Here is a 15,574-nt window from a genome sequence, read left to right as displayed (position 1 = left end):
TCCACCCTCCACCGAATGATCACGCAGACGTTATCGAAGAGAGATACATAGCCGCAGCTCAGGGGTGGGTTTCACACAGAGGTGGGCAATGCTTTCGCGCCATCTTCGGTCACCCGCGTCGCCCCGAAGTAGTCAGGGGTGTCGATGGAGTCGAAGCGGATCACGGCACCCGTCCGAGGGGCGTTGATCATGTACCCGCCGCCGACGTAGATACCCACGTGCCGGATGGCCCGGGAGTTGGTGAGGTCGTCCGAGAAGAAGACCAGGTCCCCGGGCAGCAGCTCGTCCCGCCCGGGATGCGGACCGGCGTTGTACTGGTCGTTGGCGACCCGCGGCAGGGTGATCCCCACCGTCTCGTACGCGGCCTTGGTCAGACCGGAGCAGTCGAAGCGTCCTCCCTGCTCAGGGGTGCCGTTGCCGCCCCACAGATAGAGCGTCCCGAGCTTCTTCTGCGCGAAGTAGATGGCACCGGCGGCCTGCTGGGAGGGCTGCACACGACCGACGGGAGCCGCGAAGCTGTCCTGCAGCGTGGTGATCGTCTTCACGTAGTTCTGGGTTTCCTTGTACGGCGGAACGCCCCCGTATTTGATGACGGCGTACGCCCCCGCGTTGTACGCGGCGAGCATGTTCTCCGTCGGGTTCCCGGGCGCGTCCTTGACGTACTTCGCGAGCGTGCAGTCGTACTTCGCGGCCGATGGAATCGCGTCATTCGGATCCCATACGTCGCGGTCGCCGTCGCCGTCGCCGTCGATTCCGTGCGTGGCCCATGTCCCGGGGATGAATTGCGCAATCCCCTGCGCGGCGGCCGGACTCCTGGCGTCGGGATTGAACCCGCTCTCCTGATACAGCTGCGCGGCGAGAAGTGCCGGATTAATAGCGGTGCACAGATTGCCCCACTTCTGCACGAGCGTCCGGTACGCCGCCGGCACGGACCCCTTGGCCAGGCCGACGGCCCCCTGCCCCACCCCGTTGGCGAGGTTCCCGGCGACCATGTAGACGCCGACCACCAGCACCATGACGAAGCTGAGCCCCGCCCCCACGACGGCGGTCGCCAAGATCCAGCCCTTACGCACCGTCAACCGCCCCTCGCCGCACGGTAATCCGAACGTCAGTGTAGATGCGGAACGCCCACCGCGGAATGATCACTCGCCGCCCCCGGACGGGGATACGGTTGCCGTCGAAGTCCTGCGCCACCCTCATCCACGTACACGAAGGGAGCCCGACGGATGTCCGACATCCCCGCGAACCTCACCTGGGAACGCGCCGCGCCGCCGGAGGCGACCGGGCCGGGCCCCTGGATCGAGCTCGCCTTCGGCGACGACGAACTCGTCTACATCCGCGAGACCAGCGACCCCGAGACCGTCGTCACGACCACCCGGAAGAAGTGGGACGCCTTCGTACTCGGCGTACAGGCAGGCGAGTTCGACCACTTCGTGGAGGGCGTGGAAGACATGTAAGGCGCGAGCCGCGTGGAAGGCATGTGAGGCGCGAAGGGCGCGGAGAGCATGTAAGGCGCGGAGGCCGTAGAGGGACTCCAGGGCGGTGGTCAGCCCTGAGCGGCCGGCCCCGCCGCCTGAGCACCCTTCGCCACACCCCGGGCCCACAGCACCAACGGCACCTGGAGCGGCAGCCGGGCCAGCGCCGCGGCCTTCTGGGGCGCCGGCCGGTGACGCCAGTCCACGGCCATCTGGACGTTCGCGGGGAACACTCCGACGAAGAACGCGGTGGTGGCCAGCGCGGCCACCCGTCTCGTACGCGGCACCGCCACCCCGGCCGCAAGCGCCAGCTCGACGACACCGCTCGCGTACGTCCAGGTCCGCGGCGAACCCGGCAGCGCGCGCGGGACGGTCGCGTCGAACTGCCGGGGCACCGCGAAGTGGGCGACGGCGGCGGAGGCCAACAGGCCCGCGAGCAGCAGGGGTGAGCGTTCCGACCGTGGCACGGTTCCTCCTCGGGGAGCCCGTGAGGGCTGGTGACGGGGCTACCGCGTGAGGTTACTCGAAAGTAAGTAGCCGGAGTCAGGAGGACTCCGCCCCCGTGTACGCCGCGGTCGTCCGGTCCGCCCTCCCCCGGGCGACCTCCTCGGCCTCACCACCGGCGACGGCGGCCGCGTACCATCCCTCGCTGCTCAGCGCGACGAACCGCAGCCCTTCCTCGGTCCCGAACCAGGCCATGGCCTCCTGGGGATCGACGGCCGCGCCGGAGGAGAGGTGGAGGGTGAGCCCGATGAGCGCCATGTCCCAGCCGACACCGACGGCCCCGGGCCCGAACTGCTGCCACTTCTCGTCGTCGTCGGGGGCGATGTGGTCCAGCTCGAAGCGCGTGCCGCCGTCCGCCGCGGGAGTCAGCCGGAGCTCGATCCAGCTGACGTTCCCGTCGAACTCCCAGGTCGCGGTGAACCCCTTCGGCGGATCGCAGCGCTCGACGGTGCCGCCCGCGTTGCCCTCCAGCTGGTACGTGCCCCCGGGCCGCAGCTCGCCGGTGACGGGCAGGAACCAGCGCGGGATCCGCTCGGGATCGGTACAGGCCTCCCACAGGTCCTCGACGGTCGTGTCGTACGTCTGACTGATGGTCACCACGTGGGCCTCACCGGCCTCGATGACACGGCTGCCGACCTGGCGCCGTACGGCGTTGATCTGATGGCTGACGTCGATCATGCGCTGCTCCTTCACTGCATCTGTCATTGCAAGGGGCTGTCGTCGCCGGGACTGCGATCGCCCGGTCTTTCGCCGCCGGGCCGCTCGCGGAGCCGGCGTTCGCGTTTGCCGCGGGCCACCTCGGTGGACAGCGCGTCGAGGTGGGGCGTCCAGAACCGCCGGAAGCGGCCCAGCCAGGCGTCGATGTCGCGCAGGGGGTCGGCGTTCACGGCGTACAGCCGCCGGGCCCCCTCCGGCCGGACCGTGGCGAAGCCGTTCTCCCGCAGGACCTTGAGGTGCTGCGAGACGCCGGGCTGGGATATACCGAACTCCTCCCCGACGATCTCGCTCACCGCCCCGGAGCTCATCTCGCCGTCCGCGAGCAGCTCCAGGATCCGCCGGCGAACGGGGTCTCCGAGTACGTCGAATGCGTGCACAGGACCAACGTATCACCGCACGCTTATATAAGCGTGCGGTACTGGAAAGCGGAGGCCATCGCTCCAGCCCCGGCACGCCCCGCCGCCCCGGCCGGGATAACCTGCACCAGAACAAAACGGGTGGCGTCTACACACCAGGAGACGCACGACCCGGAGGACATCGGCACGACGGACCGGCGCACTCGGGACGGAGTCGGGCTCGATGGACGGGCGGAATCGGCCACCATCAGTTGGCGTTCGCGTAAGAGGGGCTAACGACGGAACCACACCACAGGTTCCGCATCTACTTCATTGCCCGGCGTGACCTGCCGTGATACACAGAGTGACGATACGCCTCCCCGCAGACCGTCCTGCGCCCCCCTGAAGGGTCCCGCGAGCTCCGGTGACAAGGGATTCGTACGAAACCCGCCAATCAATGACGCCAAGTCGACATGCGACAGCATCATTGTCAGCGACAATAGCCGTGACCTCTGCGCAGAGTGGCAGAGGAGGCAGAACAACCCACTAGGGGCGGTGACTTACATGCTTTTCGCAGCCGAAAAGGGCGACATCAACACGATCATCGGCGGAATCGCTCCGGACTGGGGCCCGTTCGGCACCCTGGGCAACGAAGCCCGCGTGATGATCGAGGTCGTGATGGCGGTCGCCATCCTGCTGTGCCTCGGCATCGCGATCTGGGGAGCGGCGAAACAACGTATCGGCGCGACCGCCCTCCGCGACACCTTCAGCGCGGAACAGGGCAAGGGTCTGATCATCGCGGGTCTCACCGGGGTCTTCATCATCGGTTCACTGGGCACGCTCTTCACCATCGTGTACGGCATGGCCGTCTAGGCGGCCGCCGGCCCGGCGTCCACGGACCCGGCCGGGCACACCCGATCCCTCTCCTCCACCCACCCGTCCGTCGTGCCCACCGGCTGAGGTTGCGTTTCCCTGATGTCCAGTCACCACACCGCGCCCGCGCGGAAACCAGCGGGGCTACCGTCGTATCACGCGGTTCAGCATGAGGTTGAGGGGGCGTACGCGGCATGAGTCTCGGCGACGAGCACGGAGCGCGCGGCGAGGACGGCGGGTACGGAGGTACCGGCCAGACGCGCACGCGGCTCCCCGACGGTGCCGGTGACGCCTACGGAGGGGCGCGACGCGGCGGCCGTTCGTCGTCGCGCAGCCTCGTCACGGTGGTGGGTGTCGTGGTCCTCCTGATCGCAGCGATCGCCTTCGCGAACCGCGGAGACGGAGGTTCCGGCTCGGACGACGCCGGAGACGGCGGGAAGGCGGGCTCAGCCCCGACGGCCGCCTCCGGCGAACAACCGGTGAAGACGAAAGCCGGCGGGATTCCGACCGGCTACGCCCACAACGACCAGGGCGCACAGAGCGCGGCGGCCAACTACGCCACAGCACTCGGTTCCGACAGCATGTTCATCACCGCTCAGCGGCACGAGATCCTGCAGACGATCGCCGACCCCGGCGCGCTGGACCGGCTCCGGTCCGGGTTCGACGCGGACTACTCGGCGGCGCTCCTGGCCAAGATCGGCCTCACGAAGGACGGCGACGCGCCCTCGGGCAGCACCTTCGTCAACCGCACGCTGCCGGTGGGCACCAAAGTCACGTCCAGCAGCACCGATACGGCCACGGTCGAAGTCTGGTGCAACAGCCTCTTCGGGCTCACAGGGGAGTCCTCCACCAAGCCCGTGACCAGCGGGTGGTTCACCGTGACCGTGAAGTTGAACTGGGCCGAAGACGACTGGAAGGTCCTGGAGACCAGCCAGAAGACCGGCCCCACCCCCGTCAACGGAGACGACCCCGTCTCCGGGTCCGACGAGATCGGCAAGGCGGTCGAGGAGTTCGGAGGGTTCACGTATGCCCGGTAGCCCGCAGCGCGTGCTCAAGCTCACCGGCGCCGTAGCAGCTGTACAGACCACGGTCGTACTGCTGGCTTCGCAGGCCCACGCGGCTCCAACGCCGACGCCGACACCGACGCCCTCGGAAGACTACTGCTCACAGATCTCGGGTCAGGCTCGCGACTACTGCGAACAAGGCAGCAACAATCGCAGCGGCCCCTCCCTGGACGACCCCACCACAGCCCTCGACCCCCTCGCCTCCCTCGCCAAGGGCTGCGCGAAGGCCGCCTCCTGGACCATCGACAAGCTCAGCGACGCCGTCCAGAACACGGCGACCGTCGACTTCACGAACACCACGTTCCTCCAGCAGTACGCCGTCGTCTTCGCCGCGTCGACCATCCTCACCCTCCTCCTGTGGCTGCTCGCGGTAGCCAAGCGCGCCGTGCGGGGCGTCCCCCTCAGCACGGCCATCGGCGAAGCCATCGGGTTCCTGTGGCTGACGGTCCTGGCCTCGGCCTTCACCCCGCTCATCCTCTACACCGTCGTCTCGGCCACCGACGGCATCGCCGAGGTCCTCGCCAAGACGACCGGCAACCAGACCGACACGTTCTTCGGCAACTTCTCCGGCGCCCTGAACAAGGGCACCGACATCGGCGGCGGCCCGATCATGCTGATCGTGGTCTCCCTCGTGTCGATCCTCGCCGCGGGCGTCCTCTGGCTCGAACTGGTGATCCGCGCCGCCCTCCTCTACGTGGGCGCGCTCCTCGGCACGGTCGTCTACGCCGGCCTCGTCGACAAGAACCTCTGGGGCCACGTCCGCCGCTGGGCCGGCATCATGATCGCCGTCATCCTGGTCAAACCGGTCATCGTGATCGTGCTGGGCCTCGCCGGAGCCCTCTCCGCGGAGGACGGCCCGGACTCCTTCTCCGCCGTCGTCTCCGGCCTCGCGATCATCCTGCTCGCCATCTTCGCCAGCGCGATGATCTACCGCTTCGTCCCCGGCTTCGGCGACGAGATCGCCAACGGCCGCAACAACCGCATCATGCAGGGCGCCGAGGGCAAGGCCGCGGCCGCCATCAGCTCGCCCGCCCACCTCGTCGCCCAGGGCATCAAGACCCACAGCACCCGGGCCGACAACAACGGCGGCGGCAACAGCGGCGCCCGCCCCTCGAACCCCGTCTCCGGCGGCGTCGCGGCCCACAGCTCACGCGGCTCCTCGGGCGGTGGCGGCGGATCGGTCCCCTCCGCACCCCCGCCCCGCTCCAGCCCGATCAACACCCCCCACGCCGGGAACAACCGGAACAGCAACAGCAACGGCAGCAACAACCGCACGGGAGGTGAAGGGCGTTGACGACCGAGTCCCACGTGTCCCATCCGGTCACGCCCCGCCGTACATATCTGATCGGCCGCGCCCGGCCGAGCGCGATCGTCGGCCGCAACCGTGAGTCCGGCGAGATCGGGCTCATCATCGCGGGCGCGTTCCTCGGCATGATGTGCGGCCTGATCGTCCCCGTGCTCTCCGTGCGCATCGTGCTGCTCATGGGCTTCCCGATGCTCGCGCTGGCCGCGGTCTACGTCCCGTACAAGCGGCGGACCTTCTACAAGTGGTTCGAGATCAACCGCAGTTACAAGCGATCGCTCCGCCGCGGCACCGCCTACCGCAGCAACGTCATGGAGTCGGGCACCCACGTCGACGGCCGTGAGGTCGAGGTCGGCCCGCCCCCGGGCATCGGACGCATCTCCTGGCTCGCGGCACCCTTCGGCCCGGACGAGATCGCCGTCCTCCTGCACGCCGACCGCAAGACCGTCACCGCCGCCATCGAGATCGAGGGCCCCGGCGTCGGCCTGCGCGACAGCGAGGACCAGGAAGCCCTCGTCGACCGCTTCGGCACCCTCCTCAAGCACGTCGCCAACGGAGACGGCTTCGTCACCCGCATCCAGATGCTCGCCCGCACCCTCCCCGCCGACCCGGACGCCCACGCCAAGGACGTCTCCGTACGCGGCGACGAGCGGGCACCCGGCTGGCTGCAGGAGTCGTACGAGCAGCTCTCCTCCATGGTGTCGACGAGCAGCGAACAGCACCGCGCCTACCTCGTCGCCTGCATGCACTACTCCCGCGAACTGGCCGCCGAGGCCCAGGCGATGGCCCGCGCCGCCCGCCCCAAGGGCGGCAGGAAGCTCGACAGGGACTCCGGACTCGCCGTCGTCATGGCCCGCGAGCTCACCGACATCTGCTCCCGCCTCCAGGAGGCCGACATCCGGGTACGCCAGCCCCTCGGCCAGGGCCGGCTCTCCTCCCTCGTGCACTCGATGTACGACCCGGACCACCCCATCGACCACATCCAGGCCATGACCAAGCGCAACGCCTGGCCTGCCGAGCTGGACGCCATGGAGCCCACCTACCTCCAGGCCAAGACCCGCGAGTCCTCCACCCGCGCCCCCTGGTGCCACTCCACGGCCTGGGTGAAGGAGTGGCCGATGACCCCGGTGGGCGTCAACTTCCTCGCCCCGCTGCTCGTCCATACCCCGGACGTCATCCGCACGGTCGCCGTCACGATGGACCTCGAACCCACCGAGATCGCCATCGAGCGGATGCTGACCGAGAAGACCAACGACGACGCCGAGGCCAGCCGCCAGGCCAAGATGAACCGCACCGTCGACCCGCGTGACGTCGCCTCGCACAACCGCGTCGACCAGCGCGGCCAGGACCTCGCGAGCGGCGCGGCCGGCGTCAACCTCGTCGGCTACATCACCGTCTCGTCCCGCAACCCCGAGGCGCTCGCCCGCGACAAGCGGACCATCAGAGCCTCGGCCGGCAAGTCGTACCTGAAGCTCGAATGGTGCGACCGCGAGCACCACCGCGCCTTCGTCAACACGCTCCCGTTCGCGACCGGCATCCGGAGGTAGGACTTCATGCGGGATCCGCTGTCCGCCCTCACGGAAGGCTTCACCTCCTTCCTCTTCGGCAAGGTCGAGACGACCCGTCCGCCGGTGCGCACCTCCACCGGCCAGGCCCAGGCCGTCTACCTGCCGACCGCGGCCCCCGGCCTCGGTGACTCCGGCGTCATCATCGGCCGCGAGGTCTACTCCGGGAAGGGCTACATCTACGACCCCTTCCAGCTGTACGGGCAGCAGCTCCCGGCGCCGCACTGGCTGGTCCTCGGCGAGTCCGGCAACGGCAAGTCCGCGCTGGAGAAGACGTACGTCATGCGGCAGTTGCGGTTCAAGGACCGCCAGGTCGTCGTCCTCGACGCACAGGGCGAGGACGGCGTCGGCGAGTGGAACCTCATCGCCCAGGCACTGGGCCTCACGCCCATCCGCCTCGACCCGACCGCCGCCCTGGACATGGGGATCCGGCTCAACCCGCTCGACCCGGCGATCACCACGACCGGCCAGCTCGCGCTGCTCCGGACGATCATCGAGGTCGCGATGGGCCACGGCCTGGACGAGCGCTCCGGCTTCGCGCTGAAGGTCGCGCACGCCTACGTCAACGAGACGATCGTCGACCGCCAGCCCGTTCTGACGGACATCGTCGAGCAGCTGCGCCACCCCGAACCGGAGTCGGCGGAGGCGATGAACGTCGCCATAGACGACGTACGCGCCTGGGGCCTCGACGTCGCCCTGGTCATCGACCGGCTGGTCGACGGTGACCTGCGGGGCATGTTCGACGGCCCGACGACGGTCGGCATCGACCTGGACGCCCCGCTCATCGTCTTCGACCTGTCCCACATCGACCGCAACTCCATCGCCATGCCCATCCTCATGGCGATCGTCGGCGTGTGGCTGGAGCACACCTGGATCCGCCCCGACCGGAAGAAGCGCATCTTCCTCGTCGAGGAGGCCTGGCACATCATCAACAGCCCGTTCGTGGCCCAGCTCTTCCAGCGCCTGCTGAAGTTCGGCCGCCGCCTCGGTCTGTCCTTCGTGGCCGTCGTCCACCACCTGTCCGACGTCGTGGACGGAGCCGCCGCGAAGGAGGCCGCGGCGATCCTCAAGATGGCCTCGACCAGGACGATCTACGCCCAGAAGGCCGACGAGGCCAGAATGACGGGCCGGGTCCTCGGCCTGCCCCGCTGGGCCGTCGAGATCATCCCCTCCCTCACCCCCGGCATCGCCGTGTGGGACGTCAACGGCAACGTCCAGGTCGTCAAACACCTGATCTCCGAGACCGAGCGCCCCCTCGTCTTCACCGACCGCGCCATGACGGAGTCGTCCGCCGACCACCTCGCGGACGACGCCCTGCGCGCCGCCGAGCTGGAGGCCGAGGAGCGGGCCGCGGCGTTCATGGAACAACACCTGAGCGATCTCGACGACTCGTCCGAGTCCACAGTGGCGTAAGCGGCGTAGAGGAGCTGCCCGAGATGAGACCGGACGATCGCGATCGCCACCACGGCGGCGGCCAGGGGGGCGTCCCCGACGGCCTGCTGCTCGGCATCCTGGCCTTCGTCCTCGGCATGACCGTCATGGTGTGGACGGCGACCGGCCTCGCCGGCCTCTTCTCCCACGGCTCCTGGCCCGCCGAGGTCACCTTCCGCAGTACGCCCCTGGCCATACGCCAACTCGTCGCGGCACCCCACGACCTGCCGACCGCCTGGCCCGACACCCCACCGGACCAGCTCTCCGGATACGGGCTCTTCTGGGGCCTGTTCATCGGCCAGCTGATGATCCTGGTCGTCCTCACGGTGTTCGTCCTGGGCACGGTGGCGAGGTGGCGCGCGGGCAGAGCGAGACGCAGGGCACTCGCCCTGGCACCGGAACCGGAACCGGAACCGGATCCGCTGACCAGGGACGAGCCACGCGACATCCCCCGGAGCCGGACGGCGGAACGACCGGAGACGACGCACCCGCCGGTCGAGCACACGGCGGTGCGGCCGACGGAGCCGCCGCTGGAGTCGGTTTCTGTTTCGGTCCCTGTTTCGGTCCCTGTCGAAACCGCCGAACGGGTGGGTGGATGGGAAAGCCCCGCCCCGAGGGGACCGGTCGTGCTGGGCCCGCCCGAGACCCGCCACCCCCTCGCCATCCAGGCGATCCGGGACGCCGACGGCCCCGCCCTCGTCATCACCTCCGACTCCACCCTCTGGTCGAGCACGAAGGACGCCCGCGCGAAACTGGGCCCCGTCCTCCTCTACGACCCCTCCCACCTCTGCGACACCCCGGCCCGCCTCCACTGGTCCCCCTCCGCGGGCTGCGAGGCCAAGGACATCGCGAAGGCCCGCGCGGCGGCGCTCCTCGCCCCGGTCCGCCCAACCGCCCGGATCGACCAGGCGGTCGCCGACACCGCGGAGACCCTCCTCCGCAGCTACCTCCACGCCGCGGCGGTGGACGGCCGCACCATCCGCCACGTCCACCGCTGGGCCCAGGGCGCCCAGGTCCAGGAAGCCGTACGCATCCTCCGTACGAACCCCAAGTCGGCCGCGGGCTCCGCGGGAGAACTCGAGGCGGCCCTCACCTCGCACCCGGAACGCCGTGACATCGCCCAGGAGTTGACGGCCCGAGCGCTCTCCGCACTCTTCACCGTCAACGTCCGGGAAGCATGCACTCCAAACCGAACCGACACCCTCACCTTGGATTCCTTCGTCAACGAAGGGGGCACGCTTTATGTGGTCGGTGAACCCATCGAGGACCCGAGGTCGAACCCCGGCGCCATGCCGCTCCTGACGGCCCTCGCCTCAAGCGTGGTCGAGCGCGGCCGGCGCATGGCCGAACGGTCATCCTCCGGTCGCCTCGACCCACCACTCACCCTCGTCCTGGACGACGTCGCAGCGGTGGCCCCGCTCCCCCAACTCCCGGACCTGCTCGCCGCCGCCGACGGCACAGCCCCGGACCGGGGCCTCCCCACCCTGGCGCTCCTCCGCTCCCAGGAACAGGCCCGCGCCCGCTGGCCCCACCAGGACCTCCCGGTGTGACCCGCGCCGCCTAGGACCCCGCGTACACGAACTCCAGCTCCCGCGCAGCCGCATCCCCTGGCACCGGAACGCTCTCCCCCGTAGGCACGAACCCGAACTTCCGGTAGAAGCCCTGAGCCCGCTCGTTCCGCTCGTGCACGAACAACCGCACCCGCTCCACCCCGGCGTCCTCCCGGGCCCACCGCAGCGCATACCCGAAGAGCCGCTCGGTCAGCCCGCTCCCTCGTACCTCGGGCCGCACGTACACACCCACCAGATGCCCCTGCCGTACGTGGCTCACGGCCCCCAGCGCCCCGACGGCCCCGGCCTCCTCGACCAGCACGACCACGCACCCGACCCAGCGCCCACCGGGCCCCTCGGCGACGACCTGCTGCCGTTCACGCACCCCTTCCGCGGCTCCGGCGGCCCGCTCCCGCCAGAAACCGTCGGGCCGGCCCACCGCGACCTCGTACGTATCGAGAAAGGCCAGATGCGCCACCGGATCACTGAGAGCGGCCAGCGCGAGCTCCTTCACCGCGGGCCACTCCTCGGCCCGTACCGAGCGGATCACGTACTCCTCGCGGACTCCACGGACGTCATCGGCGCGCACATCGGGGTTCATGACGGGCCACCGTAATACCGGGGTACTACGGCCCGCACCCGATATCCGGCCCCCGTCCGACGCCCCGGGCCCGCCGCGCGCCGAGGATCGAAGACATGATCGCGGCAACCGAACTGACCAAACGCTACGGCGACAAGACGGTCGTCTCCGACCTCACCTTCACCGTCCGACCGGGCACGGTGACCGGCTTCCTCGGCCCCAACGGCGCCGGCAAATCCACCACCATGCGCATGATCCTCGGCCTGGACTCCCCGACCCACGGCACCGCCACGGTCGGCGACCGCCCGTACGCCGCCCACCGCGCGCCCCTCCAGGAGGTCGGCGCGCTCCTGGAGGCCCGCTCGGTCCACCCGGGCCGCACCGCCTACCACCACCTGCGCGCACTCGCCCTCACCCACGGCATCCCGCGCGGCCGCGTCGCACACGTCCTGGACCTCACCGGCCTCACCGACGTCGCCGGCCGACGGGTCAAGGGCTTCTCGCTCGGCATGGGCCAACGCCTGGGCATCGCGGCCGCACTGCTCGGCGACCCGGCCACGCTGATCCTCGACGAACCGGTCAACGGCCTCGACCCGGAGGGCGTCCTGTGGATCCGCACCCTCCTCAAATCCCTCGCCGCCGAGGGGCGTACGGTCTTCGTCTCCTCCCACCTCATGAGCGAGATGGCCCTGACCGCCGAGCACCTCATCATCATCGGCAGGGGACGGCTGCTGGCCGACACCACCGTCGACACGTTCGTCCGCGAATCGGGCGCGGGCACCGTCAAGGTCGTCACCCCCGAGGCGGGCCGCCTCACCCAGCTCCTCGCCGCCCCGCACGTCGACGTGAGCAGTTCCGCCTCCGGCACCCTCGACGTCCGCGGCACGGACGCCGAACACATCGGCCGCACCGCCGCCGCCCACGGCATCCCCCTCTTCGAACTCACCCCGCACGCGGCCTCCTTGGAAGAGGCCTTCATGGACCTGACCCGCGACTCCCTCGAATACACCGCCCACCTGGAGCAGGCATGACCACCCTCGCCCCCGCCACCGCCCCCGCCCCCGGTCCCGCCCTCAGCCCGGCCCGGGTCCTGCACTCCGAGTGGCACAAGCTGTGGACGGTCCGCTCGACCTGGATCATGCTCGCCGCCTCGACCGTCCTGACCATCGCCGGCGGCATCGCGATCGGCGCGTCCTACGAGTCGGGCCAGGCCGCGGACTTCGCCCTCGACCCGGTCCAGTTCCTGCTCTTCGGCACCCAGTTCTCACAGATCATCCTGGCCGTCGTCGGTGTCCTGTTCATCGCGGGCGAGTACAGCACGGGCATGGTCCGCTCCACGATGGTGGCCGTACCCCGCCGCGTACCGGTGCTGTGGTCCAAGGCCGGTGTCGTCGCCGGCGTCGTCTTCACCACCACACTCACCACCCTCGTCGTGACGTTCACCAGCGGCCAGCTCTTCCTCGACGGCACGGACAAGGAACTGTCCCTCACCGACCGGGGCGTCCTCGGCACCCTGCTCGGCAGCGCGGCGGGACTGACCGCCCTCGCCCTCGTCGGCCTGGGCCTAGGCGCCCTGCTCCGCTCGGTGCCCGGCGGCATCACGGCCTTCATCGGAGGAGTCACGGTCCTCCCGGAGGTGCTCAGGATGTTCCCGTACGACGTGCTGGACTCCGTCGCCAAGTACTTCCCAGGCAGGGCCACCGAGGGTCTGATGACCCTCCACGACACACCGGACTACGCGACCACGGGCCCCGCACTCCTCGCCCTCACCCTGTGGACGGTGGCGATCCTGGGCACGGCGACAGTCCTCCTGCGACGACGTGACGTGTGACGGCTCCCCTCCCGAACGGCCCCCGTACGAGGATGGATCCGTGACGGAGAAACGGCACCGGAACCGGGCCCGTCGTGACCAGGCCCGCCGGGATCAGGCCTGGCGCGACCAGGCGTGGCGGGACTGGTCACCGCAGGGCGCCCGGCAGCAGCCGGTGACCCGCCGGCTGCACCGCCTGAACCGCCGACTGCGCACCTTCGACCGGCGCCGCCCGCTGGTGTGGGACGCCGTGTTCACCGGCTTCTTCCTGACCGTGGCCCTCAACGACCTCCTCGGTGGCGGCTGGCGGAACATCACCGAGAACCCGCAGGCCCCGAACTGGCTGCTCATCGCCCTGTCACTGGGCTTCACCGTCCCGCTCATGTGGCGCCGCACCCACCCCGTGGCGGTCCTGCTGACGATGCTGCCGCTCGCCGTCGTCAACTCCTGGACCGGCACCGACCTCCAGGCGGGCCTGATCATCCTGGTCGTCGCGTTCAACATCGCGGTGCACACCCGCCTGCGCACCCTGCTGTGCTGCTGCGCCCTGACGATGGTGCCGATCATCGTGGACGCGCTTCGCCACCCCGCCGAACAGGGCGCCGACCAGACCATCGTCCCGCAGGCGACCCGCCTCGCCATGATGGCGATCATCGGCATCTCCTACCGCACCCGCCAGGAGTACCTCGCCTCTCTCGTCGAGCGCGCCCGCCAACTGGAGGTCGAACGGGACCAGCAGGCCAGGCTCGCCACCGCCGCCGAACGCGCCCGCATAGCCAGGGAGATGCACGACATCATCGGCCACAACCTCTCGGTCATCACCAGCCTCGCGGACGGCGGCTCGTACGCCGCCGCGAAGAACCCCGAACGTGCCGTCCAGGCGCTGACCGCCATCGGCGGCACCAGCCGCCAGGCGCTCGGCGAGTTACGCCGTCTCCTCGACGTCCTGCGCACCGAACCCCCGGAAGCCGACACCTCGGACGCCGGACCCCACCCTCTCGAAACGGCTCCCCAGCCCTCCCTGGCCGACCTCGACCACCTCCTCGACGGAGTACGCTCCGCCGGCCTCCCCGTCCGTTCCACCGTCCAGGGCCCCACCGCCACTCTCTCCCCGGGCCGCCAGCTCACGGTCTACCGGGTCGTCCAGGAAGCCCTCACGAACACCCTCAAACACGGCGGCCCCGAAGCCGAGTCGACCGTCCGGATCTCGTACGGGGACGGGGGCGCCGTCACCGTGACGGTGACCGACACCGGCGTGGGCGCAGGGGCCCACGACAACGGCACCCGGGGCAGCGGCCTCACCGGAATGCGCGAGCGAACCGCCTTGTACGGCGGCACACTTGAGTCCGGCCCCCTGCCGGAACAGGGCTGGCACGTCCGCCTTCACCTACCGGAGGAAACGGCGCAGTGACCACCGTGCTCATCGTCGACGACCAGTCGCTCCAGCGCTTCGGCTTCCGCATGCTCGTGGAGAGCCAGGACGACATGACGGTCCTCGGCGAGGCCGCGAACGGCGGCGAGGCGGTTCGGATGACGGCCGAGCTGCGTCCCGACGTGGTCCTGATGGACATCCGCATGCCCGGCTTCGACGGCATCGAGGCGACCCGCCGCATCACCACCGCCGGGAACCGCACCCGCGTCCTCATCCTGACCACCTTCGACCTGGACGAGTACGCGTACGCCGGCCTGCGAGCGGGCGCTTCCGGCTTCCTCATCAAGGACGCGCAGCCCGAGGAACTCCTAGCCGGCATCCGAGCGGTCGCCACAGGCGACGCGGTCGTGGCCCCGAGCCTGACCCGGCGCCTCCTCGACGCCTACGCCGAACACCTGCCTTCAGGGCCGACAACCTCGGACGCATCCCCTGCGGCCGACCCCCGTCTCACCTCCCTGACGGACCGCGAACGCGAGATCCTGACGGTGATCGGCCAGGGCTGGACGAACTCGGAGATCTCCGCACGCCTACACCTCGCCGAATCGACGGTGAAGACCCATGTGAGCCGCATCCTCGCGAAGACCGGCTCCCGAGACAGAATCCAGGCGGTGATCCTGGCGTACGACACGAAACTGGTCCGCCCGTCCTGACCTGTCTGGAGCTGTCTGGGGCCGTCTGGAACTGCCTGCAAAGAATCCGAACGCGAAAAAGCCCCCGCACCGAAGTGCGGGGGCTTTCCCATTAAAATTTGTTCGGCGGCGTCCTACTCTCCCACAGGGTCCCCCCTGCAGTACCATCGGCGCTGTAAGGCTTAGCTTCCGGGTTCGGAATGTAACCGGGCGTTTCCCTCACGCTATGACCACCGAAACACGGTGAAACTCTGATTCAAACAACCGCACCACACCCCCCTGTGGCCAGACAAAAAGGGGTGCAGG

General features: G+C 69.7%; 16 protein-coding genes and 1 rRNA gene. 11 read left to right on the top strand and 6 right to left on the bottom strand.

Annotation, left to right across the window (positions count from 1 at the left end; translation table 11 throughout):
• Positions 1–71: 71 nt before the first annotated feature.
• On the bottom strand, positions 72–1,073 hold the full coding sequence (locus tag IE278_RS12190) for a C40 family peptidase (RefSeq protein ID WP_189771995.1): 1,002 nt from the start codon (positions 1,071–1,073) through the stop codon (positions 72–74).
• 153 nt (positions 1,074–1,226) lie between these two features.
• Here IE278_RS12190 and IE278_RS12185 point away from each other — a divergent pair, with 153 nt between their 5' ends.
• Positions 1,227–1,457, top strand: a complete 231-nt coding sequence (locus IE278_RS12185) for a DUF397 domain-containing protein (protein ID WP_189771581.1) — start codon at positions 1,227–1,229, stop codon at positions 1,455–1,457.
• Between the two features lie 89 nt (positions 1,458–1,546).
• On the opposite strand, the gene IE278_RS12180 is transcribed toward IE278_RS12185, so the two are convergent.
• The 3 genes from IE278_RS12180 to IE278_RS12170 all read right to left on the bottom strand — a co-directional run bounded on the left by IE278_RS12180 (position 1,547) and on the right by IE278_RS12170 (position 3,073).
• Positions 1,547–1,942, bottom strand: a complete 396-nt coding sequence (locus tag IE278_RS12180; protein WP_189771580.1) for a DoxX family protein — start codon at positions 1,940–1,942, stop codon at positions 1,547–1,549.
• 76 nt (positions 1,943–2,018) lie between these two features.
• Complete coding sequence (locus IE278_RS12175) at positions 2,019–2,657, bottom strand: SRPBCC family protein (RefSeq protein ID WP_189771579.1); 639 nt, start codon at positions 2,655–2,657, stop codon at positions 2,019–2,021.
• A 23-nt stretch (positions 2,658–2,680) separates the two neighbouring features.
• Complete coding sequence (locus tag IE278_RS12170) at positions 2,681–3,073, bottom strand: ArsR/SmtB family transcription factor (protein ID WP_189771578.1); 393 nt, start codon at positions 3,071–3,073, stop codon at positions 2,681–2,683.
• A gap of 522 nt (positions 3,074–3,595) precedes the next feature.
• Between IE278_RS12170 and IE278_RS12165 the strand changes: the two genes are divergently transcribed.
• The 6 genes from IE278_RS12165 to IE278_RS12140 all read left to right on the top strand — a co-directional run bounded on the left by IE278_RS12165 (position 3,596) and on the right by IE278_RS12140 (position 10,817).
• A complete protein-coding gene (locus tag IE278_RS12165) occupies positions 3,596–3,904 on the top strand; it encodes a DUF8827 family protein (protein ID WP_107015212.1) in 309 nt (102 codons plus the stop codon).
• A gap of 194 nt (positions 3,905–4,098) precedes the next feature.
• The gene (locus tag IE278_RS12160) at positions 4,099–4,941 is read left to right on the top strand and encodes a DUF8175 domain-containg protein (RefSeq protein WP_189771577.1); all 843 of its coding nucleotides are present in this window, start codon (positions 4,099–4,101) and stop codon (positions 4,939–4,941) included.
• Entirely contained in the window at positions 4,931–6,262 is a 1,332-nt protein-coding gene (locus IE278_RS12155; RefSeq protein ID WP_189771576.1) for a hypothetical protein, read from the top strand. The genes IE278_RS12160 and IE278_RS12155 overlap by 11 nt, the downstream gene beginning before the upstream one ends.
• Positions 6,259–7,818, top strand: coding sequence for an SCO6880 family protein (locus tag IE278_RS12150; protein ID WP_189771575.1), 1,560 nt, complete (start codon positions 6,259–6,261; stop codon positions 7,816–7,818). Before IE278_RS12155 ends, IE278_RS12150 begins: the two co-directional genes overlap by 4 nt.
• Positions 7,819–7,824: 6 nt before the next feature.
• Positions 7,825–9,249 (top strand): ATP-binding protein, encoded by a 1,425-nt coding sequence (locus IE278_RS12145; protein WP_189771574.1) that lies wholly within the window; start codon positions 7,825–7,827, stop codon positions 9,247–9,249.
• Between the two features lie 23 nt (positions 9,250–9,272).
• On the top strand, positions 9,273–10,817 hold the full coding sequence (locus tag IE278_RS12140) for a type IV secretory system conjugative DNA transfer family protein (RefSeq protein ID WP_189771573.1): 1,545 nt from the start codon (positions 9,273–9,275) through the stop codon (positions 10,815–10,817).
• A 10-nt stretch (positions 10,818–10,827) separates the two neighbouring features.
• On the opposite strand, the gene IE278_RS12135 is transcribed toward IE278_RS12140, so the two are convergent.
• Positions 10,828–11,418 carry a GNAT family N-acetyltransferase gene (locus IE278_RS12135; RefSeq protein ID WP_189771571.1) on the bottom strand — a complete coding sequence of 197 codons (591 nt, stop codon included), beginning with the start codon at positions 11,416–11,418 and terminating at the stop codon, positions 10,828–10,830.
• Between the two features lie 95 nt (positions 11,419–11,513).
• Between IE278_RS12135 and IE278_RS12130 the strand changes: the two genes are divergently transcribed.
• From IE278_RS12130 to IE278_RS12115, 4 genes are all read left to right on the top strand, one after another.
• The gene (locus tag IE278_RS12130; protein WP_189771569.1) at positions 11,514–12,428 is read left to right on the top strand and encodes an ABC transporter ATP-binding protein; all 915 of its coding nucleotides are present in this window, start codon (positions 11,514–11,516) and stop codon (positions 12,426–12,428) included.
• A complete protein-coding gene (locus IE278_RS12125) occupies positions 12,425–13,228 on the top strand; it encodes an ABC transporter permease (RefSeq protein ID WP_189771568.1) in 804 nt (267 codons plus the stop codon). The genes IE278_RS12130 and IE278_RS12125 overlap by 4 nt, the downstream gene beginning before the upstream one ends.
• A gap of 154 nt (positions 13,229–13,382) precedes the next feature.
• Positions 13,383–14,618 carry a sensor histidine kinase gene (locus tag IE278_RS12120; protein ID WP_246570298.1) on the top strand — a complete coding sequence of 412 codons (1,236 nt, stop codon included), beginning with the start codon at positions 13,383–13,385 and terminating at the stop codon, positions 14,616–14,618.
• Positions 14,615–15,289, top strand: coding sequence for a response regulator (locus IE278_RS12115; RefSeq protein WP_189771567.1), 675 nt, complete (start codon positions 14,615–14,617; stop codon positions 15,287–15,289). The genes IE278_RS12120 and IE278_RS12115 overlap by 4 nt, the downstream gene beginning before the upstream one ends.
• 100 nt (positions 15,290–15,389) lie before the next feature.
• Here the strand turns inward: IE278_RS12115 and rrf are convergent.
• A 5S ribosomal RNA gene (gene rrf, locus IE278_RS12110) occupies positions 15,390–15,506 on the bottom strand.
• Positions 15,507–15,574 lie beyond the last annotated feature (68 nt).

Source organism: Streptomyces tauricus (genome assembly GCF_014650955.1).
Classification (GTDB): domain Bacteria; phylum Actinomycetota; class Actinomycetes; order Streptomycetales; family Streptomycetaceae; genus Streptomyces; species Streptomyces tauricus.
Note: the sequence above shows the minus strand (reverse complement) of the source record. Positions and strands in the feature narration are given on the sequence as shown.